The organism is Pseudofrankia saprophytica, from assembly GCF_000235425.2.
GTDB lineage: Bacteria > Actinomycetota > Actinomycetes > Frankiales > Frankiaceae > Pseudofrankia > Pseudofrankia saprophytica.
This window is the reverse complement of sequence record NZ_KI912266.1, coordinates 5315563-5339741: the sequence shown is the minus strand read 5'-3', so window position 1 is coordinate 5339741 and position 24179 is coordinate 5315563. Positions and strand designations below refer to the sequence as shown.

Genomic DNA, 24179 nt, shown 5'->3' with positions numbered 1-24179 from the left:
CGCCTCGACGGCTACCGGCTACCCCTGGGAGTTCGGTCTGGGCGGGGTCAGCCGGTCAGGGATTCCCGTCGGAGGTCTCGACGGTGGCCAGCTCGGTCAGGCCGCTGATGCGCAGGGCTGGTAGCAGGACCGGGTTGCAGACCAGGTGCAGGTGCTCGGCGTGCACGAACAGGGCGTTGATCGCGCCGCTGTCCAGGTAGTCGACGGCGGTGAGGTCGACCACCACCGGGGTGGCCTCGACCACCGCTGCGGCGAGGGCGGCGCGGAACTCGGGCAGGTTGGTCATGTCGATCTCACCGCGGGCGGCCAGGATCGGCCGGCCGTCGGGGTGGCGATCGGTACGCAGGGTCAGCGGGCTGCTCACGTGGCGATCCTCGCGTACATCTCGACGATGGTCCCCCCCTCGGTGGTGTCGATGGTGACCCGGTACATCAGGCCACGCATCAGCGCGATCCCGCGGCCGCGGTGCTCCCGCGCGGTGGCCTCGGGATCACGGGGCTTCCAACGCCCACTGTCGGTAACGGACACCCACAGCCGGTCGGCCAGCGCGGCGGCGCGCAGCCGGATCATCCCCGCGGGGTGGTCACGGTGGCCGTGTTCGACGGCGTTGTTGCAGGCCTCGCCGATGGCGATCAGCACGTCGTTGATCTGCTGGGTGTCCAGGTCGCAGCGCCGCAGCCAGTTCCGGACGGTGTGCCGGACCGGGGCCAGCTCGCTGGCCGCGGCCACGAAGTCGACCTCCAGCGGCCCCGGCGGGCGGTAGAGCAGCAGCGCCACGTCATCCTCATACCCGTCCTCGGGAGCGAGGGTGGCCATCAGATGACTGGCCAACTCCTCCACCGGCATGGCGCGGCCGTCGTGGACGGTGGCCGCCGCGCGGGCGATGCCCTCGTCCAGGGAGCGGCGGCGGCGTTCGACCAGCCCGTCGGTGTAGAGCAGCAGGGTCGCGCGTGCCGGGATCACGAGGCTGTCCTGCCCCCGGTGCTGGTCGACGCGCAGCCCCAGAGGGATGCCGCGGCCGCCGTCCAGGGTCGAGGTGGTGCCGTCGGCCCGTACGAGAATCGGTGGCGGATGCCCGGCGCTGCTGTACGCCAGCTCGCCGGTGACCGGGTCGAGCATGGCGCAGAAGACGGTGGTGCATTCCGCTCCGGGCAGCAGCGCGGCGAACCGGTCCAGGCCGGTCAGGGCCCGCGCGGGGCTGGAGTGCTCCAGCAGCAGCGCGCGGCAGGCGCTGCGCAGCTGGCCCATCACCGCGGCGGCGTCCAGCCCGTGGCCCACGCAGTCGCCGACGACGATGCCGATGCGGTCCCTGGCCAGGGGCACGGTGTCGTACCAGTCACCGCCGACCTGCAGCGGGCGGATGGCCGGCTGGTAGCGCACCGCGAACCCGCCGGGCAGGCTCGCGGGCCCCAGGATGGCGTGTTGCAGGGCCACCGCGGCCTCGCGCTGCTGGTCGATCTCGTACACCCGGTGCAGACCCTGGCCCAGCCGACCGGCCAGTACCGACAGCAGCGCATGGTCCTCGGCACCGACCGGGCGCCGGCCGAGGTCGATCCACACCACCAGCACCCCGCCGGGATAGCCGACGGTGACCCCGGCGCGGCCGGGCTGATGGAGCTGGGGGGTCAGCAGCGGTGCCTCGCACAGCCCGGACAGCTCCTGCCGCAGCCGTGGCGTCAGCTCGGGCCACCGGCTGTGGTCGCTGGTGTACAGCAGGTCCGGTTCCTCGCGGTGGCCGGTGGAGCTGGCGGGAAAGGCGGCGATGACCACGCGGGTGGCCGACCAGGTGCGGCGCAGCTCGGTCACCGCGGCGGCCAGGGCATCGGGCACGGTGTCGGCCTGGGCGAGCTGGTCGGCGAGCGCGGCCAGGGCGGTGTCGCGTTGGACGGCGAAGTGCTCGGCGGTGATGTCGCGGACGGTGCCCACGATCACGTACCGGCCGGTCTCCGGGTCCTCGACCCGGTTGAAGGTGGCCCGCAGCCAGACCCGGTGCCCGTCGCGGTGGACCAGCGGGAGATCGGCCGCGCCGGTGACGCTCTCGACCAGGCGGGAGAACTCGCGGCGGACCCGCTGGTAGGCGTGCGGGTCGGTGTCGGGATCGGGCCACCAGGGCAGCGGCGGCCGGTAGGGAGCCCCTTCTGGCCCGTAGCCGAGGATCTCGGCGAACGTGGCGTTGATCTCGATGACCGTGCCGTCGGGGTCGCTGACGAAGAACCCCTCCTGCAGCGAGTCCAGCAGGGCGGTGCGCCACCGGGCGTGCTGGCTGCGCAGCCGGGCCAGCTCCACGTTGGCCCGTACCCGCGCCAGCAGGTCGGCCGCGGCGAACGGTTTGACCAGGTAGTCGTCCGCGCCCGCCTCCAGCCCCTCGATGGAGGCCTCCTGGTCGGCGCGCGCGGACAGCAGCAGTATGGGGACGCTCGCGGTGCGCCCGTCCGCGCGCAGCGCGGCCACCAGGCCCAGCCCGTCCAGCCGGGGCATCATGACGTCGCTGACGACCAGGTCGGGCAGCTCGGCGCGGATGGCGTCCAACGCGGCCTGACCGTCGGTGACCGTCCTGACCTGGTGCCCGGCGCTCCAGAGCAGACGGGTCAGGTACTCGCGCATGTCGGCGTTGTCGTCGGCGACCAGCACCCGCGCGGGCCGGTCCCGGCGGCTGGCGTCGGCCGTGACGGATGGGTCGGGTGCGTCGGCCCGCGCGAGGAAGGCCTCGCCGTTCTGCTCGGCGCGCTGGCCGTCCGCGGCCGCGGTGCCGGGCAGCCAGCGCAGCGCCTCCCGCACGAACGGCTCGGCGCTCACCGAGGTCGTCACCGCCGCCCCGCCATCGTCCACGGCGTCGGCCGGCAGGTGGGCGTGGCCGAAGGGCAGGCGAATCGTGAAGGTCGTGCCCTGGTCCTGCGCCGAGGAGGCGGTGATGGCCCCGCCGTGCATGCCGACGAGCTCCCTGACCAGCGCCAGCCCGATGCCGCTGCCCTCGCTGGAGCGGGACCGGGCGTGCTCCACGCGGTGGAACCGCTCGAACAGCCGTGGCACCTCCGCCTCGGCGATGCCGACGCCGGTGTCGGCGACCGTGACGACCGCCTGGTCGCCCTCGGCGCCCACGCGGACGGCGACGGCACCGTCGAAGGTGAACTTGACCGCGTTGGACAGCAGATTGAAGATCACCTTCTCCCACATGCCACGGTCGACGTAGACCGTGGCGGGCAGCGGGGGACACTCCACGTCGAACCGCAGCCCGGCCTTCTCGATCGCGGACCGGAACACGCTGGCCAGCTCCCCGGTCAGCGCCGCCAGGTCGACCGGCTGGTAGGTGGCCCGCATGCGCCCGGCCTCGATCCGGGAGAAGTCCAGCAGGGCGTTGACCAGCCTGCCGAGACGCAGCCCGTTGCGGTGGATGACCTCCACCTCCTCCCGCACCGCGGGCTCGGCGTCGGCGAGGTGGGTCCGCAGCTCCTGCACCGGCCCGGTGATCAGGGTCAGCGGGGTGCGGAACTCATGGCTGATGTTGGCGAAGAAGGCGGTCTTGGCGCGGTCCAGCTCGGCCAGCTCCTCGGCCCGCCGCTGCTGAGCCCGATAGCTGCGGGCACTGAGGACCCCGGTGGCGACGTGCCTCGCGACCAGGTCGACGAAACCGCGGTAACGCTCGTCCAGCGGGCGATACCGGTTCAGCGCGGCCACCATGAACCCCAGCGGCGCACCGCCGTGCTGGAGCAGCGGCACGACCAGCGCCTGGGCCGGCGGCCGTGGCCAGTCGCCGGCCGGCAGCGCGCCCCGCGCCGATCCGTCCGGCGCCGGTCCGTCGAGTGGTGGGCTGTCGAGGTCGACGAGTACCGACTCGCCCCGGGCCGCCGACGCGGCAGGCCACACCCCGGCGTCGTCGGCCGTCGGCAGGTACCGCGGGGCGGCCGGATGACCGCTCGCGATCCCGGTCGTCGCCGCGAGCCGCGCGCCGCCGTCGTCGTCGCACAGGTAGGTCAGGGTGAACGGCAGGTCGCGCTGGTTGCGGCCCAGCTGGTCCGCCGTGAACTCCAGCATCTCCTGCTCGGTGCGCAGCACGCTCGGATCCGAGCCGAGGTTCCGCAGCGTGGTCATGCGCCGCTCGCCGATGACACGTTCGGTGTCTTCAATGACCACACACAGCATCCCGACGACCGCGCCCTGATCGTCGCGCAGTGGGCTGTAGGAGAAGGTGTGGTGGGTCTCCTCCGGATATCCCGAGCGTTCCAGGAAGAGCATCAACCCCTCGTCCCAGGTGGCCTGGCCCGTGGCCAGCACCCGGTCGATACGGGGGCTGATGTCCTCCCAGATCTCCTCCCACACCTGGCCAGCCGGGCGGCCCAGCGCCCACGGGTACTTCTGTCCCAGGGTGCCGCGGCGGTAGGCCGCGTTGCAGAAGAAGGTCAGCCGCGGGCCCCACGCCATCCACATCGGGAACCGCGACGACAGCAGGATGCTCACCGCGGTCCGCAGGCTCTGCGGCCATCCGGACGGCTCGCCGATCGGCGTCGCCGACCAGTCGACCGCCGCCAGGTCCCGGCCGACCTCCTCGTCGGCGGCGAACACCCCAGCCGCCGTCGGGGCGACCGCTCGCGCCCCGCCGTCGGCTCCACTGCTCACGGGGCCGTCCTCTCGCCCTTACGGCGGAAAGCCTCTCCTGACGACACAGCGGAAACAGTGTTCTGGCGCCATGCCCAACACCGACCGCTTCCGAGCGGCTCGCTTCCGAGCTGGCTCGCTTCCGGGCCAGCTCAGGTGGTCAGCGCGACCTCGCCAGCATGCGCCAGTCCGCGTCTCGGAACCTACCAGACGAGTGACCACTACCCGCCGGGAAGATCAACATCCGGATCGCCGGCCACCAGGCCACTCCCGCGCGGCCGGTCCGCGGGTCACGGTATGAGCAGCCACCGGCCCCGCTGGCCGCCGCCGGCGACCTTGTCGTACGCCGACGCGGCCTCGGCCAGCGGCACCCGGCCGGCCACCCTCAGCTCCAGGACGCCGCCGGCGGCGAGGGCGAGCAGGTCGGCCAGCCGGGAACTGTCGGGCCGGACGTTCACGATGCCGACCTCGATGCCCCGTTCCGGGGACGCGGGGGACGCCGAGGTCACCCCGGCGAACGTCCCGCCGTCGCGGATCGCCGCGAGGGCCGCCGCGTGCAGGACGGCGCCGTCGACGACGGCGTCGAACGTCGGCCCCGGCAGCTCGGTGACCAGCGCGCGGGCCCCGGCTCGCAGCACGAAGTCCCGGTCGGACGCGCGCGCCAGCCCGGTGACCGTCCAGCCGGCGTGCGCGGCCAGCGCGATGGCGTATCCGCCCACGGCACCGGCGGCACCGGTGACCAGCAGGGTCCGCCCGCCAGCGGGGCCCAGCCGGTCGACCAGCTGCGCCGCGGTCAGGGCGTTGAGGGGGAGGGAGGCGGCGGCGACCGGATCGAGGCCGGCGGGCAGCGGCGCGGCGCCCGCCGCCGGCACGACGGTCTCCTCGGCGTGCGCGCGGACCGGGGCGGCGAGGTTGCCGTGGGCGGCGGCGACCGGGTCGCCGACCGAGAAGCCGGTGACGTCGGCGCCGATCTCGGTGACGACGCCGGTGAGGGACCAGCCGAGGCCGACGGTGCCGGTCAGCCCGAAGATCGCCCGGCCCGGTCCGCCCGCGAAGAGGGTGTCGACGGGATCGACCGAGGCCGCCGTCACCCGGACTCGCAGGTCACCGGGGCCCAGCGGGGGCAGGGTCACCTCCTGGAGGGTGGGCGCGGGGGTGTCTGGCGTGGAGACGAGAGCGAGCGTCATGGCGGATCTCCTTCCGGTGCGTGCGCCGATCGGTGCACGGCACCACCATCGGTGCCTTACTCTCTGATGGGAAGAAGGCACTCTGAAGTGGTGTAGGCACCCGGAGGTGAGCCATGGACGTGACCACTGTTGAAAGACCGACTGCTGACAGGCCAACGGCGCGATTCGACGCGTTCCACCCCTCCTGCCCCAGCCGGCGGCTGCTCGACACGATCGGCGACAAGTGGGTGAGCCTCGTGATCGTGGCGCTGGGTCTCGGCGGCCGGATGCGCTATTCCGAGCTCGCCGCGCGAATCGCCGGCGTGAGCCAGAAGATGCTGACCCAGACGTTGCGGGGTCTCGAACGAGACGGGCTGCTGACCCGGACGGTGACTCCGTCGGTGCCCGTCCGGGTCGACTACGAGCTCACGCCGCTGGGCCTGTCCCTGCTGGACACGATTCGCCATCTCAAGGAGTGGGCCGAGGCACACCTGCCCGAGGTCGACGCCGCGCGGGCGGAATACGACCGGAACCGTCCCTGACCTGACGCTCACCGGTGTCGGCCTGGCGAGTCTCGCGGCTGGGGCAGGCGGCGGACCAGTCGACGGTGAAGCCTGTGACGTCGAGGCGGGCGGCGGCGGTCAGCGCCGCCTCTGCCTCGGGTCTGCCGCCCCGGGAGGCCGCGACCAGGACCGCGCCCTCGCCAGCGGCCATCGTCCTGGGCAGGCAGGCGGTGGCGAGCGCGACCAGGACGGCGTCGGGGCCGAGCTCGACGAAGGAGGTGACCCCGTCCCGGCACAGCCGGGCCACGCCGTCGCCGAACCGCACGGGACCGCGTACGTGGCGCACCCAGTAATCGGGTGACGTCAGCTCGGCGTCGGTGGCCAGCTCGCCGCTGAGGTTGGACACCACCGGCAGGGCCGGCGCCTGGTAGGTCACCCGCTCGGCCACCGCCCGGAATGCGTCGAGCATGCCGTTCATGTGGGGCGAATGGAACGCGTGGCTCACGGTCAGGCGTCTCGTGCTCCGGCCTCGGCCGGCCCAGCCCGCAGCCACCGCCTCGACCATCTCCGCGTCCCCGGCCACCACCGTGGCCATGGGCCCGTCGACCGCGGCGACGTCCACCTGGCCGGCGAGCCGCGCGATGGAGTGGCGGACCTCGGCCTCCGACGCGTGGATCGCGACCATCGCCCCGCCCGGGCGGCACTCCTGCGTCAGCCGGCCGCGGGCGGCGACGAGCGCGCAGGCGTCGTCGAGGCTCCAGACCCCGGCGAGGTACGCCGCGACGAGCTCGCCGATCGAGTGCCCGACCAGAACGTCGGGTACGAGGCCCCAGGACTCCAGCAGGCGGAACATCGCCGTCTCGAACGCGAACAGCGCGCACTGGGCGTATGCCGACTGGTCGAGCGCCGCCGCCGCCGGCGATCCCGCGGCGGCGAACATGACGTCGGCCAGCGGGCGTTCCAGCCGCCCGTCGAACCGGGCGCAGACCTCGTCCAGCGCCCGGCCGAACACGGGGTAGGCGTCCCGCAGCTCACGCCCCAGCCCCGGGCGTTGGCCGCCCTGCCCGGTGAACAGGAAGGCGGTCCGGCCGAGGGCGACGCCCGGGCGGACCTGCCCACGGACCGCCCCACCCGCCGGACGGCCGTCGGACAGCCTGGCGAGCGCGCCCGCCAGCCGCCCTCGGCCGGACGGACCGCTGGGGACGACCGCGACCGATCGCCAGGGGAGCCGGCTGCGGCGCGCCAGGGCGTGTGCCACGTCGAGCGGGTCCGCGTCGGGATACCGGGCCAGATGGTCGCCCAGACGGGCCGCCTGGACCCGAAGCTCGGCGTCGGTCCGCCCGGACAGGATCACCGGCACGACCGGCACGACCGGCACGACCGGCACCGCGGGTACCGCCGTGGCGCCGGGTGACGGCTCCGAATTCTGGTCGCGACCGGGGCCGGTCGGTTGCGCGTCGACAACAAACGGAGGATTTGCTCCGACAGGAACCGGCATTTGTCTAAGCTAGAACGCCGCCTTTGCCGCTAATACCCCTGTAAGAGGGTATTAGCGGCAAAGTGGGCGGTGCCGGGTGGGGGTGCCGGTCGGGACGATGCTTTCCGGCGGTGCCCGGCACCTCGGCGCCGGGGGCGCCGGGTGTGCCTACCAGGCGAAGTGCTCGGGTGCCGTCCGGTAGCCGGGGAAGATCTCGTCCAGCCTGGCGAGCGCCTTCTCGTCCAGGCGCACGTCGAGTGCCCGGACGGCGTCGTCGAGCTGCTGCCGGATGCGGGGACCGACGATCGGAGCGGTGACGGCGGGCTGGTGCAGCAGCCAGGCGAGCGCGACATCGCCGGGCTCGTGGCCGAGCTCGGCGGCGAAGTCCTCGTAGGCCTCGATCTGCGCGCGCTTGGCGTTGAGGGTCTGCGCCGCCCGGCCTTCGAGTCGCCGCAGGCCTTCGCGCTCCTTGCGCAGCACGCCGCCCAGCAGCCCGCTCTGCAGCGGCGACCACGGGAGGATGCCCAGACCATAGTGCTGGGCGGCCGGGAGGATCTCCAGCTCGATGTCGCGGGTGATCAGGTTGTAGAACGGCTGCTCGCTCGACAGGCCGACCAGCCCGTGCTGGGCCGCGGCGGCCTGCGCCTGGGCGATGTGCCAGCCGGCGAAGTTGCTGCTGCCGACGTAGAGGATCTTGCCGGCGGTGATGGCGACGTCGATGGCCTGCCAGATCTCGTCCCACGGGGTCGCCCGGTCGACGTGGTGGAACTGGTACAGGTCGATGTAGTCGGTCTGGAGGCGGGTCAGGCTCGCGTCCAGGGCGCGGCGGATGTTGAGAGCCGACAGCTTGCCCTCGTTGGGCCCCTCGCCCATGTTGCCGTAGACCTTGGTGGCGAGCACCGTGCGCTCGCGGCGCCCTCCGCCCTCGGCGAACCAGCGGCCGATGATCGACTCGGTGGCGCCCACGCCGTCCCCGAGGCCGGAGACCCCGGCCGAGCGCAGCCCGTAGACGTTGGCGGTGTCGAAGAAGTTGATGCCGTACTCATGCGCCGCGTCCATGATCGCGTGTGCGTCGACCTCGTCGGTCAGCGGGCCGAAGTTCATCGTGCCCAGGCAGAGGCGAGACACGGACAGACCGGAACGGCCGAGGTGAGTGAACTGCATCCTGAGCGGGATCCTCTCTGGTGACGGAGACCAGCGGACACCGCGCTCGGGCGGTCCCGCGGGCACCTGGCCAGTCTCCAACTTCGAGTGCGCTCCAGGTCAAGCCCGCGGCGCCCGTCCGATCGGAACACGACCCGGCGGCGGTGCGCCAGGCGCGGCCGGACCGCGCGGCCGGCCGTTACGTGGTGCCGCGAACCTCGGCGATGGCCTCGCGGGCGGGGGCGCCGGTGACGTCGCGGGCGGCGAGGCCCGGGTCGTCGATGCCTGGGCCGGCGTGCCTGCCTGGCGGCTCCTCCAGCCACTGCTCGAGGTCCCAGCCGACCGTCCCACCACCGGTGAGGATGACCATCCCGGTGTTCGACACCCATCGGTTGTCCGCGGGCCCGACCGCGCCCACGCGGATGCCGGCCCAGGTCCGTATCGCGGCGCCGTGGCTGATGACCGCGACGGTGTCGTCGGCGGCATGCGCCGCGGCGATGTCCGCTATGGCGGTGTCATACCGGGTGACGAAGGCGCGGCCGCTCTCCCCGCCCGGCATCGTGTGGTCCAGGTCGCCGTGTATCCAGTGGCGGATGGTCTCTAGATACGTCGTGATCGAAGTCTTGTCGCTGCGTAGCTCGAGGTGGCCCGCGACGATCTCCTCGACTCCCTCGCGCACCTGCACGGTGAGGCCGTGGGCCGCGGCGAGGGGAGCCGCCGTGAGCTGGGCGCGAGTCAGGACCGAGGCGTAGATCCCCGAGATTCGTTCGTCACGGAGCGCGGCCGGGAGTGCCTGTGCCTGCGCGTGCCCGAGGGGAGTCAGCCCAGCGCCCGGGCGCGCGGTGTCGAGCGCGCCGTCGACGTTGTGGGGAGTCTGGCCGTGGCGGATCAGTATTAGGCGCATCACGGCCGACTCTAGCGTCCGAGCTTCGCCCGGGTGCCCGTAACCGCCGGTCAGCCCCGCCGCGCTGGATGCCGGACATCCGGCTTCATGTCGGCCTCACGCGGTCCGGGTGAACCGGCGCGCGCATCGGCGGTGACTCTTTCGGCCGGGTACACCGACAAAGCACCGGCGGCCGATGCCCGGGCAGCGCCTGGGTCAGTGCTCGACCGTCCCTCCGCTTTCTGGCTCGAGTCGACAGCCGTAGAGGTGACGTACCGGTGGGCGGTTCGCGACCCTCACCGGCCATTTATCTTCGCTCATTGGATGTTCCTCCGTATCTGGTGAACATCGATGCGCCGTCGATACGGAAAGCATGGCGATAATACCGTGACCGGGCTGGCGAGCCGGTCGCAGTCGCCAAAACGTCCGGATGTTAGAAATGCTAACGTCAGGCATCGTGACCGATGTGACGACGGATACCGAGGGCACCAGGGGCGCCCGGGGCGCCGGGAGCACGGTGGAGGCCACGGGCCTCACGGGCGCCGTGGACGCTGAGGCGAGCATCGAGGACGTCCACCCGGCCGCGGTCACGGAGGCAGGGATCGCTGAGGCCGCGGTCGCAGAGGCGGTCGCTGAGGCGGGGCGCGCCGCTGACCGGCGGTGGCTCGGTCTGGAGCTGCTCGAGGCCGGCCCCGATGCCACCGGCGTCGCCACGACACGTGCGACCGTGGTGATGGCGGAGCGTCATCTCACCCAGTTGCGGCGGATGTACGGCGGCACCGGGCTTTCGCTGGTCGGCGCGCTCGTCGAGGCGGCGACCGGGCGGTCGCTGCGCTGGGCGACGGCGCAGTTCGTGGGGACGCCGCGGCACGGCGACCGTGTCGACCTGGTCGCCGAGGTGCTGGCTGCGGGCCGGCGCACGTCGCAGGTGCGGGTCACCGGTTTCGTCGGCGGCCGGGTCGTGCTGGCCGGGCTGGGCGCGGCCGGAGACGTCAACCCGGCCATCCCGGAGGGGACAGTCCCGAGCATGCCGGTGGTGCCGCCTCCGGAGGACTGCCCGCCGACCCGGTTGCCGATTCCGCCGGATCTTCCGCCCGGGTTCTTCGCCATGGTCGAGATGCGCGAGTTCGGCGAAGGGCCGCGGCTGCGTTTCTGGATGCGCTTTCCCGGCCGGCCGGTGACCCGTCCCGCCATGCTTCCGATGGTGGCCGACTCGGTGCCGACCATGGTGATGGCCGCTCTCGGCCACAGCGGTTCCGGGTCGAGCCTCGACAACACGATCCGGATCGGTTCGGCGCCGGACAGCGAGTGGGTGCTCGTCGACGGCACCCCCGAGCAGGCGGCCGGCGGCTATGGCCACGGCTCGGTACGGCTCTGGACCCCGGACGGCTCGCTCGCGGGCGTGGGTAGTCAGACGGCGGCCCTGTGGCTGGGAGCGGGGGCGCCCGGCCGATCGGGCACTGAGCCGATCGGGCACTGAGCCGATCGGGCACTGAGTTGATCGGGCACTGAGTTGATCGGATACCGGGCATCCCTGGGCGTGATCCCGGGGCGGCGGCCGCTCCTGGCGGCGGCGCACATCGGTCATTAACATCTAGACATCTCGGCGGCAGTCGGCCGCCGGGCACGCCGGGCCCACAGGGCTGCCCCCGACCGGCCGGCCGACGGGCGCCAGGTGGCACCCGCCAGGGTTCGAGGAGACCGTCGTGATCACAAGCTTCATCGAGTACGAGGTCAGCGAGCGGATCGCGACGATCACGCTCAACCGGCCGGAGGCGGCCAACGCCCAGACGCTGCCGCTGCTCGACGACCTGGACGAGGCGTGGCGCCGCGCGGCGGACGACCCCGAGGTCCGGGTCATCGTGCTGCAGGCCAACGGCAAGCACTTCTCCGCCGGCCACGACATCAAGGGCGTCGGCCCCGAGGCCGCCAGCAACGGTGCCAGTAATGGCGCCAGCAACGGTGCCAGCAACGGAGAGGCTCCCAAGTGGACCCTCGCCGGCATCTACGAGATCGAGGCGAAGCGGTTCCTGGAGTACACCCTGCGGTGGCGCAACATCCCCAAGCCGTCGATCGCCGCCGTGCAGGGTGTGTGCATCTCCGGTGGCCTGCTGCTGGCCTGGCCGTGCGACCTGATCGTCGCGGCCGACAACGCGAAGTTCTCCGACCCGGTGGTCATGATGGGCATCGGCGGTGTCGAGTACCACGGCCACACCTGGGAGATGGGCCCTCGCAAGGCCAAGGAGATCCTGTTCACCGGCCGGCACATGACGGCGCAGGAGGCCGAGAGCGTCGGCATGGTCAACCGGGTGGTGCCGCTCGACGAGCTGCGCCCGGCGGTCCGTGAGCTCGCGGCCCACATCGCCCAGATGCATCCGTTCGCGCTGCGCCAGGCGAAGCGCGCGGTCAACCAGACCCTGGACGTCCAGGGCTTCTACGCGGCGATCCAGTCGGTGTTCGACATTCACCAGACCGGCCACGGCCACGCCCTGTCCGAGACCGGACTGCCTATCCTGACGCTTCTCGACGGCATGAAGACCGCGATCAAGAAGTAACGTCGGCAACAAGCAACGTCGGCCGCTTGGCTGGGAAGCGTCGACTGGCCAAGAAGCAAATCGGCCGGTCGAAGGAATCGAAGGGTCCGTTGCGCGGGCCACGTCATTGTCCCGCGCAACAGACCCTCGACGCCGTGACCCACCCCGGTGGGTACGCCCATGCGTCAGTTCGAATGGGCGTGCGTCAGTTCGGGATGGGAGAGTTCCCGAGGACCTTGAAGTCCGTGGGCTGGCCGTCACTGTCCAGTGTCGTCGTGAGCCCACCCCGCACGCAGACCGCGGGCGTTTCCGGGAAGGCCTTGCCGTTGCAGCGGAGCTTCAGTCCGCCCGCGCCCGGCAGCTCCTTCTCCGGCATCGCCCTGATGGCGGCGGCGGCCGTGGCCGGGGTGATGTCACCCTTGATGCCCTCGAGCGCGGTCGCGAGGCCGGCGAACGTGACGAACATTCCGCGGGCCACGGCCGAGTCGGCGGGGATGCCCTTGCCGTAGGTGCCGATGACCGCGTTGTAGAGGACCGTGGAGGGGTCGTCCCCGCCGGTCGGCATGGACGCGGCGATGGTCATCCCCTTCAGGACGTCGCCCGGCACGGCCTTGCGGGTCGCGTCGGAGATGCACTGCGACAGCGCGCTGATGTTGCCGTCGTAGCCGACCGCCCGCAGGCCGTTGAACGCGCTGATGCAGAACGAGTCGTTGCCGACGACGAACACGACCCCGGGCGTGCCGCTCGTGACGCCCTGCAGCTGCGCCGTCATGTCGGCCGTACCCGGGGGGATGCGGATCAGGGTGTACTCGAGGCCCGCGGCCTTCATGAGCCTGGGCGCGACGTCCTGGACGCTGGGGAGCACGGCGGGTACGTCGATGACGACCGACGTCACCTTCTTGAGGTTCTCGGCCTTCGCGAGGGCGATGGGCAGCTGCTGGATCGCGAAGTTCGGGTCGCTGATCGTGAACGTCGTCGGGTCACTCAGGAGGGCCGGAGTGGTGAGGCCGTAGAACATCGCCGGGATGTCCGCGTCGCTCAGCGGCTTCGCCACCGCGTCGCCCACCGCCGACTCGCCGATCGCGACCGCGACGACGTCCTTCTCGACCATCTGGTTGCCGCAGTCGGTGCCCTTGCCCGGGTCCCCCTGGGTCTCGCACGTGACCAGCTCGACGGGCCGGCCGCCGATGCCCCCATGGTGCTCGTTGAGCCATTTGGCGGTGGCATCGGCGACGTCGAACTGGACCGAGTTGTCGAGGGCCGCGGACTTGCCGTCGGAGACGATGCCGATCTTGACGGGCGCGCCCGCCGCCCTGTCGACCGGTCCCAGCGCGTTCGTGGTCGCGGACGGCTTCGCCGTGGTGCCACCGGAGTCGGAGTCCGAGCCGCACGCGGTGGTGAGCACGAGCAGGGCCAGGGGCGCGGTTAACAGTGTGCCGGCGGTCCGTCGATGGCGTCGCCCCGCCATGGGACGACGGTGTTGGATCACCTTGTGCCGCATGGGTATCTCCAATTCATGGTCATGGCAGGACCGGGCACTCGTGAAGAGTTATGTTGACATCAACGTCGATGTTGGGAACATAGCGGCGGCCGGTGCGCGTTGGCAACAGACCGGCTCCGGCCACCACGGGCGACGCGAAGCGTCGCCGCCCCGCGCGAACGCCGCCACCCAACCGATCGTGGCCGTCGACGACGGCCATTGCCGGCCTGGCCTTGGTCCTGGCGCGGGGTGCAGGGGTGCGGGGGTGCGGGAAATTGGGTGTACGGGAGTGCGGCGGTGAGGGGTGAGGGCGCGCGGACGCCTACCCGTCGTTCCGGAAGATCCTCACAACCCGGTCACCGATCGTGATCGGTGTGCTTCAGCGGCCGGTGTAGTTCGGCGCGCGGCGAGTGGTGAAGGCGGTAAGGCCCTCGCGGAAGTCCGCGGTGCGGGAGCTCAGCTCCAGCGCCAGGGACTCGTTTTCGAGCGCCTGGGCGAAGCTGTTCTCCAGGTTGCGGTTGAGGCAGCGCTTCGCCAGGCCGATGGCGACGGTCGGGCCGGTCGCGAGCTGCTCGATGACCGCGGCGGCGGTGGCGTCCAGCTCGCCTGCGGGGGCGCTGGCGTGGATCAGGCCCCAGGCGGCCGCCTCGGCGCCTGTCAGCTTGCGGCCGAGCAGGAGCAGGTCACGCGCCCGGGCGACGCCGACCAGCCGGGGCAGCAGCCAGGTCGCCCCGCTGTCCGGGGTGAAGCCACGCTGCAGGAACGGCTCCCAGAACCGCGCGTCGTCGGCGGCGACGGTGACGTCGGCGGCCAGCGCCAGCTGGAAGCCGAGGCCCGCCGCCCAGCCGCGCACGACGCAGACCACCGGCAGCTGGATCTCCATGATCAGCTGCACGAGGCGGTGCGCCTGGACGGGGGTGCGCCGCTGCACGCTGCCCGGCCGCGGTTTGCTCTTCGGGGCCTCATCGGCCTTGTCGGCCTTGTCGCCGGTGTTGGATGACACCCAGTCGGCGCCCGAGCAGAAGTGGCCACCCGCGCCCTCGATCACGACGGCACGCAGGCGGTCGTCCGTCGAGGCCGCCTCCAGCGTGGCGACGAGGACGCCGACGGCGGCAATGTCGAGCGCGTTGCGGCGAGCCGGCCGGTTGAGCACGATCCGCAGCACGCCGTCGCGCACGGCCGTCTCGACGGCCCGCGCGGTCTCGACGTCATCCGGGGTGGCCACCGCACCGGACGCTTCGCTCGTAGACATCTAGATGCTTACCCTCTGGGGTGTCGTCGTGACGGACTGGTGGTGCGCGCTGACGCGGGCCGTCAGCCTGTCACGGCTCGGGGATCTCGAAGTGCTCGTCGCGCAGCTCGAAGGCGCGCTTGACGCCATGGCGGGCGCGCTCCTTGACGAAGTTGAACTCGCCATCCTCGAAGCTGAGGTTCGTGCCGTACGCGTGGAAGAGGTAGCTGAGCACCTCCTCGCCCTGGTAGGCCTGCAGTTGCTCGATGAGGCGGAACGCCTCCTTGGCCATCACGATGCCGTCGGCGGGCATCCGCGAGACCTTGCGGGCCCACCACTCGGCCCGCTTCTCGACGTCGCCGTCGTCGACGACCTCCGTGAAGACCCCGAGGTGCTCCACGGCCGCGCCGGAGATCGAGTCTCCGGTCAGCAGCATGCGGCGGGCCAGGACCGGCCCGAGCCGGTGGAAGAACACGTGCAGGGAGCCGAGCGCCGGGCCGAGGAAGCGGGTCGCCGGCATGCCGAGCTTGGCGTCCCGGCCGACGACCGCGATGTCGGCCATCAGCGCCATCTCGAAGCCGCCGCCGAGCGCGAGGCCGCGGACCTCGGCGACCGTCGCCTTCGGGAACCCGAGGAACTCGTGGTAGAAATCGAACGTCCGTCGGTCGACGGTGAGGCGGCGACGCTGGCTGGGCCGCCGGGGCCTGGCGCCATTGCTGGTCGCCGCGCCCGGTCCGCCGCCGTCCTTTCCGGCGCCGTCGTTGCCAGTACCGTCCTTGCCGGTGCCCTCGCCGTACCAGCCGTAGGCGTTGCGCATGTCCGCGCCGGCGGAGAAGTCACCACCGGCGCCGCGCAGCAACACGACCTTGACGTCGTCGTCGCAGGCCGCGTCGTCCAGGTACGCGGCGAGCTGGTCGCGCATCGCGGCGTCGTAGGAGTTGCGCCGGTCGGGGTTGTTGAGCGTGATGCGGGCGATCCCGAACTCGGGATCCCGCTCCATCAGTACGCGTCCGTCAGTCAACGCGGTCATCCTTCTCCCGTTGCGCGTGAGTCGTTGCCATCCTAGGGTTAATGTCTAGATATTTCCAGCGAGCCGCGCGCGGCCGGCCATGACGAGGCAGAGGGAAGCGTCACTGCATGGACTTCCGTCTCAGCGACGAGCAGCTTGCCCTGCGCGACACCGTCGTGTCGTTCTGCAAGGGTCATTCCGACGTGGCGGCGGCCGCGTCCCGCGAGGGCAAGCCGGCGGATGCCGGGGCGTGGTCGGAGCTCGCGGGAATCGGCGTGCTCGGCATGCTGGTCCCGGACGCGGCCGACGGCGCGGCGCCCGGTGGCGAAGCGCCCGGTGGCGCGGCCGAGGTCGCCATCGCCTTCGAGGAGCTCGGCCGGCACCTGTGCGTCGGCCCGCTGCTCTGGTCGACGATCGGCGCCCCGCTCGTCCCGGGCGCCGGCGACGGGGACGTCCGGGTCGCCGGGGTGCGCGTCGAGCCCGGCCTGCCCGCCGGTCCGGTCGCCGTTGAGCACGCGGGGGAGAGCGACGTGCTGATCGCGCTGTACCCGGACCGCGTCGAGCGGCTGGAGACGGCCGACCTGCCGGTCTCCGTCGCCGGTGAGCCGTTCGACCCGCTGACGCCCACGGCGGTGTTCGAGACGCTGCCCGCCGGCACCGCGATCGGCGGCGCGCGGGAGGCTGCTCGGCTGCGGCTGCTCGGCACGACCCTGTCCGCCGCGCTGCTGACCGGGGTCGCGCAGGGCGCGCTGGACACGGCGACGAGCTACGCGGCCGGGCGCAGGCAGTTCGGCGTGCCCATCGGCTCGTTCCAGGCCGTGAAACACCTGCTCACCGACATGTACGTGCGGGTCGCGCTCGCCCGCAGCGCCACCTACGCCGCCGCCGCCATGATCGACGACCCACGCGCCGGGGACGCCGTCCGGGCCGCGAGCGCCGCGAAGCTGCTGGCCGGCGAGGCGGGCATCGGCAACGGCCGCGCCGCCATCCAGGTGCTCGGCGGCATGGGCTTCACCTGGGAGATGCTTCCGCACTACTTCCTCAAGCGGGCCTGGGTGCTGGAACAGGGCTTCGGCCCCGCCGACAGCCACGCGCTCGCCCTGGCCGACACCCTCGCGGCCGAGGCGGGCGGGACGACGAAGGCGGTGAACGGGTGACGGAGGCGACGCGGCCACCCTCGTACGGCACGGTCAAGTACGAGGTGACCCCCGACAAGGTCGCCACGATCACGCTCAACCGGCCCGAGGCGCTGAACGCCTTCGACCGCCGGATGTGCGAGGAGATCCGCGACGTCTGGAAGCGGGTCAAGGACGACCCGGCGGTCAACGCGGTCGTGCTGCGCGCCGCCGGCGACCGGGCGTTCAGCGCGGGCCTGGACATCAAGAAGAGCTACGGCCAGCCGGACGACGTCTGGAACCACGAGGACCCCGGCGAGCTGCTCTCGCCCAAGTGGCAGAAGGTCTGGAAGCCGGTCGTGTGCGCCGTGCAGGGCATCTGCACGGCCGGGGCCTTCTACTTCCTGAACGAGTCGGACATCGTGATCTGCTCCGAGGACGCCACCTTCTTCGACTCGCACGTGAGCCAGGGGATGGTGCTGGCGCTGGAGCCGATCGGCCTGATGCGCAGGATCGGGCTCGGCGAGACCCTGCGGATCGCGCTGTCGGGCAACGACGAGCGGGTCACCGCCGCCACCGCGCTGCGCATCGGGCTCGTGACCGAGGTCGTCGAGCGTGACCGGCTGTGGGAACGGGCGCACGAGATCGCCGCCGGGATCGCCGAGAAGCCGTCGTCGGCCACCCAGGGCACGGTCCGCGCCATCTGGGAGTCACTGGACCGTCCATACCGCGCCGCCATGGAGCAGGGATTGATCTACACCCGTCTGGGCAACCCGATCGGCATGGCCGAGGTCAGGGCCAACCCGCGGCCGAAGCGCCAGCCGAGGCTGCGATGACGAGCGTCGAGGAGGTCGGGCGCCCCGCGCTGTCCGGCCGCATCGCCGACACCCTCGTCCTGGACCCGTCCGCCCCGTTCCTGGAGTTCCACGGCGAGTGGCGCACCTGGGGCCAGCTCGCGGTGACCGCCGACGCGGTCGCGGCCCACGTGCCCACGCCGGGCACTCGGGTCGGGGTGCTCCTGCGCAACCGGCCGGCGCACGTCGGCATCCTCGTCGGCCTTCTGCGCGCCGGGGCCTGCGTCGTCACCATCAACCCGAGCCGTGGCGTCGACCGGGTCCGCGCCGATCTCGCCGGCCTCGGCCTGCCGATACTCGCCGGCACGCCGGACGACATCGCGATGTTCGTCGACCCGGAGCTGGGACTCCGGGTGCTCACCGCCACGGATCTCGGCGGGCCGGTCGCCGCCTCGGGGGCGCTTCCCGACGACCTGGGCGCGCCGCGGCCGGAGGTCGCCGTCGAGATGCTGACCAGCGGGACCACGGGCCCGCCGAAGCGCATCCCGCTCGGCTACGAGATGCTCCTGCGCGGGCTCGTCGGCGCCAAGCACTACGAGTCGAACCAGGACGACACTCCTCGGCTGCGTTCCGGCGTCGCGATCGTGAACGCGCCGCTGGTGCACATGGGTGGCCTGTTCCGGGTCCTGCAGTGCCTCTACGACGGTCGGGCGCTGTGTCTGCTGGAGCGGTTCGCGCTCGACCCGTGGGCGGACGCGGTGCGCAGGCACCGGCCACGCACGGTCAGCCTCGTGCCGGCGGCACTGCGGATGGTGCTGGAGGCCGACCTCGACCCGGCGGTCTTCGCGAGTGTCCGCTCGGTGATCTCCGGCACCGCCCCGCTGTCCCCGGACGACGCGGACGCGTTCGAGGCGAAGTACGGCGTGCCGGTGCTCGTCTCGTACGCGGCCACCGAGTTCGGCGGCGGCGTGGCGGGCTGGAACCTGGCCGACCACCAGAAGTACTGGGCGGCCAAGCGTGGCAGCGTCGGGCGGGCGCACGCGGGCTGCGAGCTGCGCGTCGTCGACGCGGAGAGCCTCGAGCCGCTGCCGCCCGACACCGAGGGCCTGCTGGAGGTCCGCGCGCACCAGTTCGGTGACGGCGCGGGCTGGGTCCACACCACCGACCTCGCCCGCCTGGATGCCGACGGGTTCCTGTGGATCCTCGGCCGGGCCGACCAGGCGATCATCCGCGGCGGCTTCAAGATCATTCCGGACGACGTTCGGGTCGCGCTGGAGCGGGACCCGCGGGTCCGCGCCGCCGCGGTCGTCGGCCGTCCCGACCCACGGCTGGGCGCCGTTCCTGTCGCCGCCGTCGAACTGCGAACGGCCGTCGGCGCGCTCGAGGCGAAGGAGGTGGCCCAGGCGCTGCGGACCGACGCTGCCCGGGTTCTCGCGGCCTACGAGCTGCCGACCGAGATCCGCGTCGTCGACGCGCTGCCGCGCACCCCGTCGGGCAAGGCCGATCTTGGCGCGATCAAGGAACTGCTCGCCACACCGAACCGGGATCAGGATCAGGGCCAGGACCAGGAGTGGGAGCGTGAGCGCTGATGGACCTCACCTACAGCGAGGAGGACGAGCGCTTCCGCGCCGAGCTGCGGACGTGGCTGGCCAGGGAGGTGCCGGCCCACGGCGCGCCCCCACCGCCCGGCGACTGGCCGGCGCGGCGTGCCTACGACACGGCGTGGCAGCGCAGGCTGTACGACGCGGGCTACGCGGGCCTGCACTGGCCGAAGGCGTTCGGCGGCCGCGGCGTGGCGGTCAGCCAGCAGCTGGTCTACCTGGAGGAGTATGCGGCGGCGAACGCGCCGTACATCTCCGTGAACTTCGTCGGCATGATGCACGCCGGCCCGACGCTGATCGCGGAGGGGACCGAGGCGCAGCGGGCGTTCCACCTGCCGCGGATCCTGCGCGGCGACGACGTCTGGTGCCAGGGTTTCTCCGAGCCGGACGCCGGTTCGGACCTGGCGTCGCTGCGGACCCGGGCGGTCCGGGACGGCGATGAGTACGTCATCCACGGCCAGAAGATCTGGAGCACCCGCGCGCACGTCGCGGACTACTGCGAGCTGCTGGTCCGTACCGACCCCGAGGCGCGCAAGCACCGCGGGATCAGCTGGCTGATCCTGGACATGCACCAGCCCGGCGTCGAGGTCCGCCCGATGCGCACGATCGACGGGGAGAGCCACTTCTGCGAGGTCTTCCTCGACGGCGCCCGCGCTCCTGTCACGAACCGGGTCGGCGAGGAGAACGACGGCTGGCGGGTCACGAACGTGACGCTGCGTTTCGAGCGCGGCACCGCGTTCGCCCAGCACATCATCACGCTGCGCTCGCAGGTCCGGGCGCTCCTCGAGATCGCGATGGCGACCCCGACCGGCCCCGGCGGGCAGACGGCGTGGGACGACTCGGCGCTGCGCAAGCAGGTCGGCAGGCTCTCGGCGAGCGTCGACGCGCTGTGGCGGCTGACCCAGCTGGGCATTGCCGAGGCCGAACGGACCGGCCTGCCCGCCCCGACCGGCTCCGCGGTGAAGCTGCGGTTCTCCGAGCTGGCCCAGGAGATCACCGAGTTGACGGTCCGGATCCTCGGCCGGCCCGTGCTGGGCGGCGCCGCCGGCCGGGCGCGGGAGGCCGCGCGCGACTACCTGTGGTCGCTGCAATACACGATCGCCGCCGGCACGTCGCAGATTCAGCGCAACCTCGTGGCCGAGCGCATCCTGGGCATGCCGAGGAGCGCCTGAGCCCGGGGGTTCGACGCCCGCTTCTGCCTCGGCGCCGCCCTGGCGCCCCGCCGCGCCGCTGAAGCGGGTACGGATTGTGGCGGATGAGCAGGCCTATCGAGATGTGTGTCTCAGCACTCACAAGAGTTGTCCTATGCCGGGATGGACCGTATCCCCGGCGGGCAGCGTGGTGCGCGTTACGGAGTTTCGCCGGCTATGTGCACATGGCCGAACAGCGTGCGCAGGTGACTGGCGACCTCGACGGGCACCGGCGGTGCCGATTCCACCGCTCGTCGGATGGCCTCTTCCTGCGCCGCCAGGATGGCCGCGACGCGGTCATGATCCGATAGCGGAGCAGGATCGTCAGTGCGTGCACTACGAGCCGCGCCCGCCGTCCCGCCGGTAACGCGTGATCGTCTATGCGACGCCGCTGGACGGGACGGGGCCCACCCCCCCACCCCCACGGGAGGCGCAGCTTCCTCGGCGCCCGCCCAGTCCCCCGCTCTGGTTGAGGACGAGGCGGACGCCGAGTAGAAGGTGTGAACTTCACTACACACCGTAACGACATCTACCGCTCCGGTCACGTCTGCCGCTCCGGGCACGTCAGCCCGGTCGTCGAAGGACAGCGCGACCTGTCCAGCCACCGGCCCACTCCCGCGCCGCCGCGTCACGACCCCACCCCGCGCGAGTTCTGCGCCATGGCAGGGTCACGGCCACGTCCGGCGTAGCGCCACTGTCCGATGATCTCCGTTTGGGGGTCGCCGTCGGGTCGGCCGAATTCGTCGAGCACGACCGGCGAGCCGTCGTCGTCCAGGCCCAGCGGACGGCCGGACAGCGCCGCCGCGAGTAGCCGCGACCAGCGCCGCCGCATCCCGCGCAACTGCCGGAACGTGGTGGAGTACTTCCGCGATTTGGTGAGCCAGTGGCCACCGAAACCGAACGAGTGCGACCAGCGGATCAGCCCCGACACTCGGCCCGCCGGACGGCCCGCCGCCGCATCCAACGCTTCCGCGAACGCCCGGTCGGTGCCGAGGCGCCAGCACGTCTCGACCAGCCGCTTTGTGTGTCCGCGCAGGCCGAGCCGGGCAAGGTGACGCAGCGACCGCACCGGCCCGTCGAGCGCCCCGGAGTCGGTCACCGACTTGGTCAGATACTTCGCCAGGTAGTTACCGACCTTGACCGCGTCCACGTCCGAGCCCAGCCGGATCCGGCGGATGTCGACCTGCCCACCCCAGCGCACCGCCCACCCGCCGACCGACGCCGCCGACGGCAGCGCCCCCGAGCTGTCGAACAGCGCCACGGCCGCAGGGTCGGGAGCAGCCACCGCCACGGAGTCAACGACCGCCCGTAGGCAGTCCGCGATCAGATCCCCGTACGCCCACTCGGGCGGGGTGGTCGGTTCGCCGGACGGGTCACGGCCATCGACCCGGACCACCACGTGCAGATGCACCAGGCCCCGCCGTTGCATCTCCGCGACCTTCACGAACGACACCCGCACCACCCGGCGCAGCCCCGTGACCGTCAGCCCGACCGCCGAGGCCACCGCGGATTCCAACCGGTCCCGGGTGGCCTTCCACAGCGCGGGCACCATCGCGTTCCACACCACGGCGCGGCTGTAGTCGAAGCAGCGCGGACACAGCGGCTCACCAAGACGCCGGTCATCCGCATCGTGGCGCAGATGGCAGGACAGGGCACGGCCGTGTTCGCAGGTTCCACGACGCTGCCGACACACTCGGCTGTCCGCGCCCTTGCTGGCCCGCCGGGAGTGCACCGGCCCGAAGCTGGGGGCGGTGAGGGTCACGAACCAGGCAGGCCCACCCGCCACCGCAGCCGCGCCGTCGGGGCCGGTGTCCAGGCCGCGCACCACGATGCGCCGCGCATCGCGCTGATACAGCTTCGAGCAGTCCGGACAGGCCGACGCCCGCCGGTTGTTACACCGCACATGCACCGTCGGCGGGGCCGACGCCCGCCGGATCTCACCGGTCGCCAGGTCCACCTGATCCGACCGTCCGGAGAGCCGCACAGGCCGGCTACAGCCCTCGGTTGCTGGTGTCGTTGACGAAGATGCCTCGGTCATCGGGACCGCGCCCCCACCCCGGGAAGCAGGCCCGACCACACCTCACGTCACACCCACCACCAACGCCGCACAGCGCGGCAGACCGGGGTGAAGGCAACGCGAAGATGGAGTCGAGGCCCGCAGGCCGCCCCACCCGCAGGTGGGGTGCGCCCGGGATACCTACCGCTGTTGCTCGCGGAGGTCACACCAAGCGCGTAGGTGGTGACACCGAAGCCCGGGCCGTCGTCCTCATGGCCAGCTTTCCGTGTGGCGGCACCCGTACTTAATCCAGGTCTGGGAATCTTGACCTAGCCCTAACGGGCTCTAAAGGGTCTACCCGATGACCTGACCCCACCGTACCCAGCCAGCCACACCCCAAACAAGCCAAACACAAGAAAACGAGGGCACAGGCCCCAAGCCCATGCCCCCGTACCTATATGCCGCCTAGCGCAGGGTCAGCCCCACGGCTATGACCCGTCGGCCCTAGGCCATCTGCCAGGAGCCCGCCCGGTTGGCGAGCATGTCCCAGCCATACCCATCGCCAGCCTGCCGCGCCTGCTCGATCACCGACCGAGCAAGCCACGACGCCGGCCGACCGGCGGAGATATCGAGCGCGCGCCTCGCGTGGCTGGCCGCTTCCGCCCGATCGCCGCCGTCCAACGCCGCCCGCGATTCGTAGAGGGCAACCGCCGAGCGCAGCCCGGGACCCTGATCCTCGGCCAGATAGGCCGCGAGGCTCAGCCGTGGGCGAGCCGCCTTCCCCAGGCCAGCCCGAACCAGCGCGTTTGCACTGAACGCGGCGACATGGGCGCGGTTATAGTCACCCGGCGACGAGGCGCCCAGTTGCCCCGCAAGCCGTTCGGCACCCTTGACCAGCAGCACCGTTGCGTCGACATCGCCACGCCGGGCGCTCAGATTCGCCCCGAGGACAGCGGCAGTCGCCGCCAGCCACGTAACACGGCCGCGCGTACGCACCTTGGCCAGGATTGCGTCAGGCACGCCGTAACTCTCGGGCCGGGTAGCGTCCCACACTCCTGCCGCGACCAGATCCGCACGCAGCTCGGTGTACAGATCCCCATGCCCCCGGGCAAGCATCCTTGCCCGTTGCGCCAGTTCCAGCGCCCTATCCGGGAGGCCACTATCGAGGTGCGCTCGGGCATCGAGCAGTGCGACGTGAGCGGCTGTAGCCTCCCAGTCGGCATCGCCGGACGTCCCGACCTGACCGCAGAGGTAGGACCAGTGATGGCAGTCGTCCAACACGGTCGCCAGCGGCGTAACCTCCCAGCGGGCGTTATGCGTCGCCACCCCGTTGTCTATGCTCTCGCGGATTTCGGTAGCGCTACCAGCGCCGGCAGCGTCGGCAGCACCAGCCGTCATCGCTGCCACCGGAAGGGCGAGACCCGCGCGCAGCAGGGTACGCCGGTGTGGTCGATGCATGCTCGC

The 24179-nt window shown here is 72.0% G+C and carries 18 protein-coding genes; 7 read left to right on the top strand and 11 right to left on the bottom strand.

The annotated features are described in order from the left end of the window. Positions 1 to 55 precede the first annotated feature (55 nt). The 3 genes from FRCN3DRAFT_RS0222420 to FRCN3DRAFT_RS0222410 form a co-directional block, all read right to left on the bottom strand. Positions 56 to 364 carry an STAS domain-containing protein gene (locus FRCN3DRAFT_RS0222420; protein WP_007509056.1) on the bottom strand — a complete coding sequence of 103 codons (309 nt, stop codon included), beginning with the start codon at positions 362 to 364 and terminating at the stop codon, positions 56 to 58. Continuing rightward, entirely contained in the window at positions 361 to 4614 is a 4254-nt protein-coding gene (locus FRCN3DRAFT_RS0222415) for a SpoIIE family protein phosphatase (RefSeq protein WP_007509058.1), read from the bottom strand. Before FRCN3DRAFT_RS0222415 ends, FRCN3DRAFT_RS0222420 begins: the two co-directional genes overlap by 4 nt. 269 nt (positions 4615 to 4883) lie before the next feature. Beyond that, positions 4884 to 5780 (bottom strand): alcohol dehydrogenase catalytic domain-containing protein, encoded by an 897-nt coding sequence (locus FRCN3DRAFT_RS0222410; protein WP_007509060.1) that lies wholly within the window; start codon positions 5778 to 5780, stop codon positions 4884 to 4886. 113 nt (positions 5781 to 5893) lie between these two features. Between FRCN3DRAFT_RS0222410 and FRCN3DRAFT_RS0222405 the strand changes: the two genes are divergently transcribed. Beyond that, complete coding sequence (locus FRCN3DRAFT_RS0222405) at positions 5894 to 6301, top strand: winged helix-turn-helix transcriptional regulator (RefSeq protein WP_007509062.1); 408 nt, start codon at positions 5894 to 5896, stop codon at positions 6299 to 6301. Here FRCN3DRAFT_RS0222405 and FRCN3DRAFT_RS0222400 read toward each other — a convergent pair. The 3 genes from FRCN3DRAFT_RS0222400 to FRCN3DRAFT_RS0222390 form a co-directional block, all read right to left on the bottom strand. Next, positions 6228 to 7640 carry an acyltransferase domain-containing protein gene (locus FRCN3DRAFT_RS0222400; RefSeq protein WP_232794115.1) on the bottom strand — a complete coding sequence of 471 codons (1413 nt, stop codon included), beginning with the start codon at positions 7638 to 7640 and terminating at the stop codon, positions 6228 to 6230. The genes FRCN3DRAFT_RS0222405 and FRCN3DRAFT_RS0222400 overlap by 74 nt on opposite strands. A gap of 267 nt (positions 7641 to 7907) precedes the next feature. Then, positions 7908 to 8903 carry an aldo/keto reductase gene (locus FRCN3DRAFT_RS0222395; RefSeq protein WP_007509065.1) on the bottom strand — a complete coding sequence of 332 codons (996 nt, stop codon included), beginning with the start codon at positions 8901 to 8903 and terminating at the stop codon, positions 7908 to 7910. Between the two features lie 178 nt (positions 8904 to 9081). Next, on the bottom strand, positions 9082 to 9786 hold the full coding sequence (locus tag FRCN3DRAFT_RS0222390) for a histidine phosphatase family protein (RefSeq protein WP_007509067.1): 705 nt from the start codon (positions 9784 to 9786) through the stop codon (positions 9082 to 9084). Positions 9787 to 10222: 436 nt separating this feature from the next. Here FRCN3DRAFT_RS0222390 and FRCN3DRAFT_RS45710 point away from each other — a divergent pair, with 436 nt between their 5' ends. Together FRCN3DRAFT_RS45710 and FRCN3DRAFT_RS0222380 are read left to right on the top strand one after the other, a co-directional pair. Further along, positions 10223 to 11245, top strand: coding sequence for an acyl-CoA thioesterase (locus FRCN3DRAFT_RS45710; RefSeq protein ID WP_232794114.1), 1023 nt, complete (start codon positions 10223 to 10225; stop codon positions 11243 to 11245). Positions 11246 to 11471: 226 nt separating this feature from the next. Then, positions 11472 to 12320, top strand: a complete 849-nt coding sequence (locus FRCN3DRAFT_RS0222380; RefSeq protein WP_007509069.1) for an enoyl-CoA hydratase — start codon at positions 11472 to 11474, stop codon at positions 12318 to 12320. Between the two features lie 184 nt (positions 12321 to 12504). Here FRCN3DRAFT_RS0222380 and FRCN3DRAFT_RS0222375 read toward each other — a convergent pair whose 3' ends face one another. The 3 genes from FRCN3DRAFT_RS0222375 to FRCN3DRAFT_RS0222365 all read right to left on the bottom strand — a co-directional run bounded on the left by FRCN3DRAFT_RS0222375 (position 12505) and on the right by FRCN3DRAFT_RS0222365 (position 16040). After that, the gene (locus FRCN3DRAFT_RS0222375; RefSeq protein WP_051466342.1) at positions 12505 to 13767 is read right to left on the bottom strand and encodes an ABC transporter substrate-binding protein; all 1263 of its coding nucleotides are present in this window, start codon (positions 13765 to 13767) and stop codon (positions 12505 to 12507) included. A gap of 391 nt (positions 13768 to 14158) precedes the next feature. Next, positions 14159 to 15031, bottom strand: a complete 873-nt coding sequence (locus FRCN3DRAFT_RS0222370; protein WP_007509071.1) for an enoyl-CoA hydratase/isomerase family protein — start codon at positions 15029 to 15031, stop codon at positions 14159 to 14161. A gap of 70 nt (positions 15032 to 15101) precedes the next feature. Further along, complete coding sequence (locus tag FRCN3DRAFT_RS0222365) at positions 15102 to 16040, bottom strand: enoyl-CoA hydratase/isomerase family protein (protein WP_007509072.1); 939 nt, start codon at positions 16038 to 16040, stop codon at positions 15102 to 15104. Between the two features lie 107 nt (positions 16041 to 16147). Between FRCN3DRAFT_RS0222365 and FRCN3DRAFT_RS0222360 the strand changes: the two genes are divergently transcribed. The 4 genes from FRCN3DRAFT_RS0222360 to FRCN3DRAFT_RS0222345 are packed head-to-tail and all read left to right on the top strand — an operon-like array spanning position 16148 to position 20701. Next, positions 16148 to 17176, top strand: a complete 1029-nt coding sequence (locus FRCN3DRAFT_RS0222360) for an acyl-CoA dehydrogenase family protein (protein ID WP_007509074.1) — start codon at positions 16148 to 16150, stop codon at positions 17174 to 17176. Next, complete coding sequence (locus FRCN3DRAFT_RS0222355; protein WP_007509075.1) at positions 17173 to 17970, top strand: enoyl-CoA hydratase/isomerase family protein; 798 nt, start codon at positions 17173 to 17175, stop codon at positions 17968 to 17970. The genes FRCN3DRAFT_RS0222360 and FRCN3DRAFT_RS0222355 overlap by 4 nt, the downstream gene beginning before the upstream one ends. Beyond that, positions 17967 to 19517: a class I adenylate-forming enzyme family protein gene (locus FRCN3DRAFT_RS0222350; RefSeq protein WP_007509077.1), complete on the top strand. Its 1551-nt coding sequence runs from the start codon at positions 17967 to 17969 to the stop codon at positions 19515 to 19517. The genes FRCN3DRAFT_RS0222355 and FRCN3DRAFT_RS0222350 overlap by 4 nt, the downstream gene beginning before the upstream one ends. Continuing rightward, entirely contained in the window at positions 19517 to 20701 is a 1185-nt protein-coding gene (locus FRCN3DRAFT_RS0222345; RefSeq protein ID WP_007509078.1) for an acyl-CoA dehydrogenase family protein, read from the top strand. Before FRCN3DRAFT_RS0222350 ends, FRCN3DRAFT_RS0222345 begins: the two co-directional genes overlap by 1 nt. A 646-nt stretch (positions 20702 to 21347) precedes the next feature. Here the strand turns inward: FRCN3DRAFT_RS0222345 and FRCN3DRAFT_RS45700 are convergent. Together FRCN3DRAFT_RS45700 and FRCN3DRAFT_RS0222325 are read right to left on the bottom strand one after the other, a co-directional pair. After that, positions 21348 to 22757 (bottom strand): replication initiator, encoded by a 1410-nt coding sequence (locus tag FRCN3DRAFT_RS45700; protein ID WP_335341708.1) that lies wholly within the window; start codon positions 22755 to 22757, stop codon positions 21348 to 21350. Positions 22758 to 23219: 462 nt separating this feature from the next. Next, positions 23220 to 24173 carry a hypothetical protein gene (locus FRCN3DRAFT_RS0222325; RefSeq protein WP_007509082.1) on the bottom strand — a complete coding sequence of 318 codons (954 nt, stop codon included), beginning with the start codon at positions 24171 to 24173 and terminating at the stop codon, positions 23220 to 23222. Between the last annotated feature and the right edge of the window lie 6 nt (positions 24174 to 24179).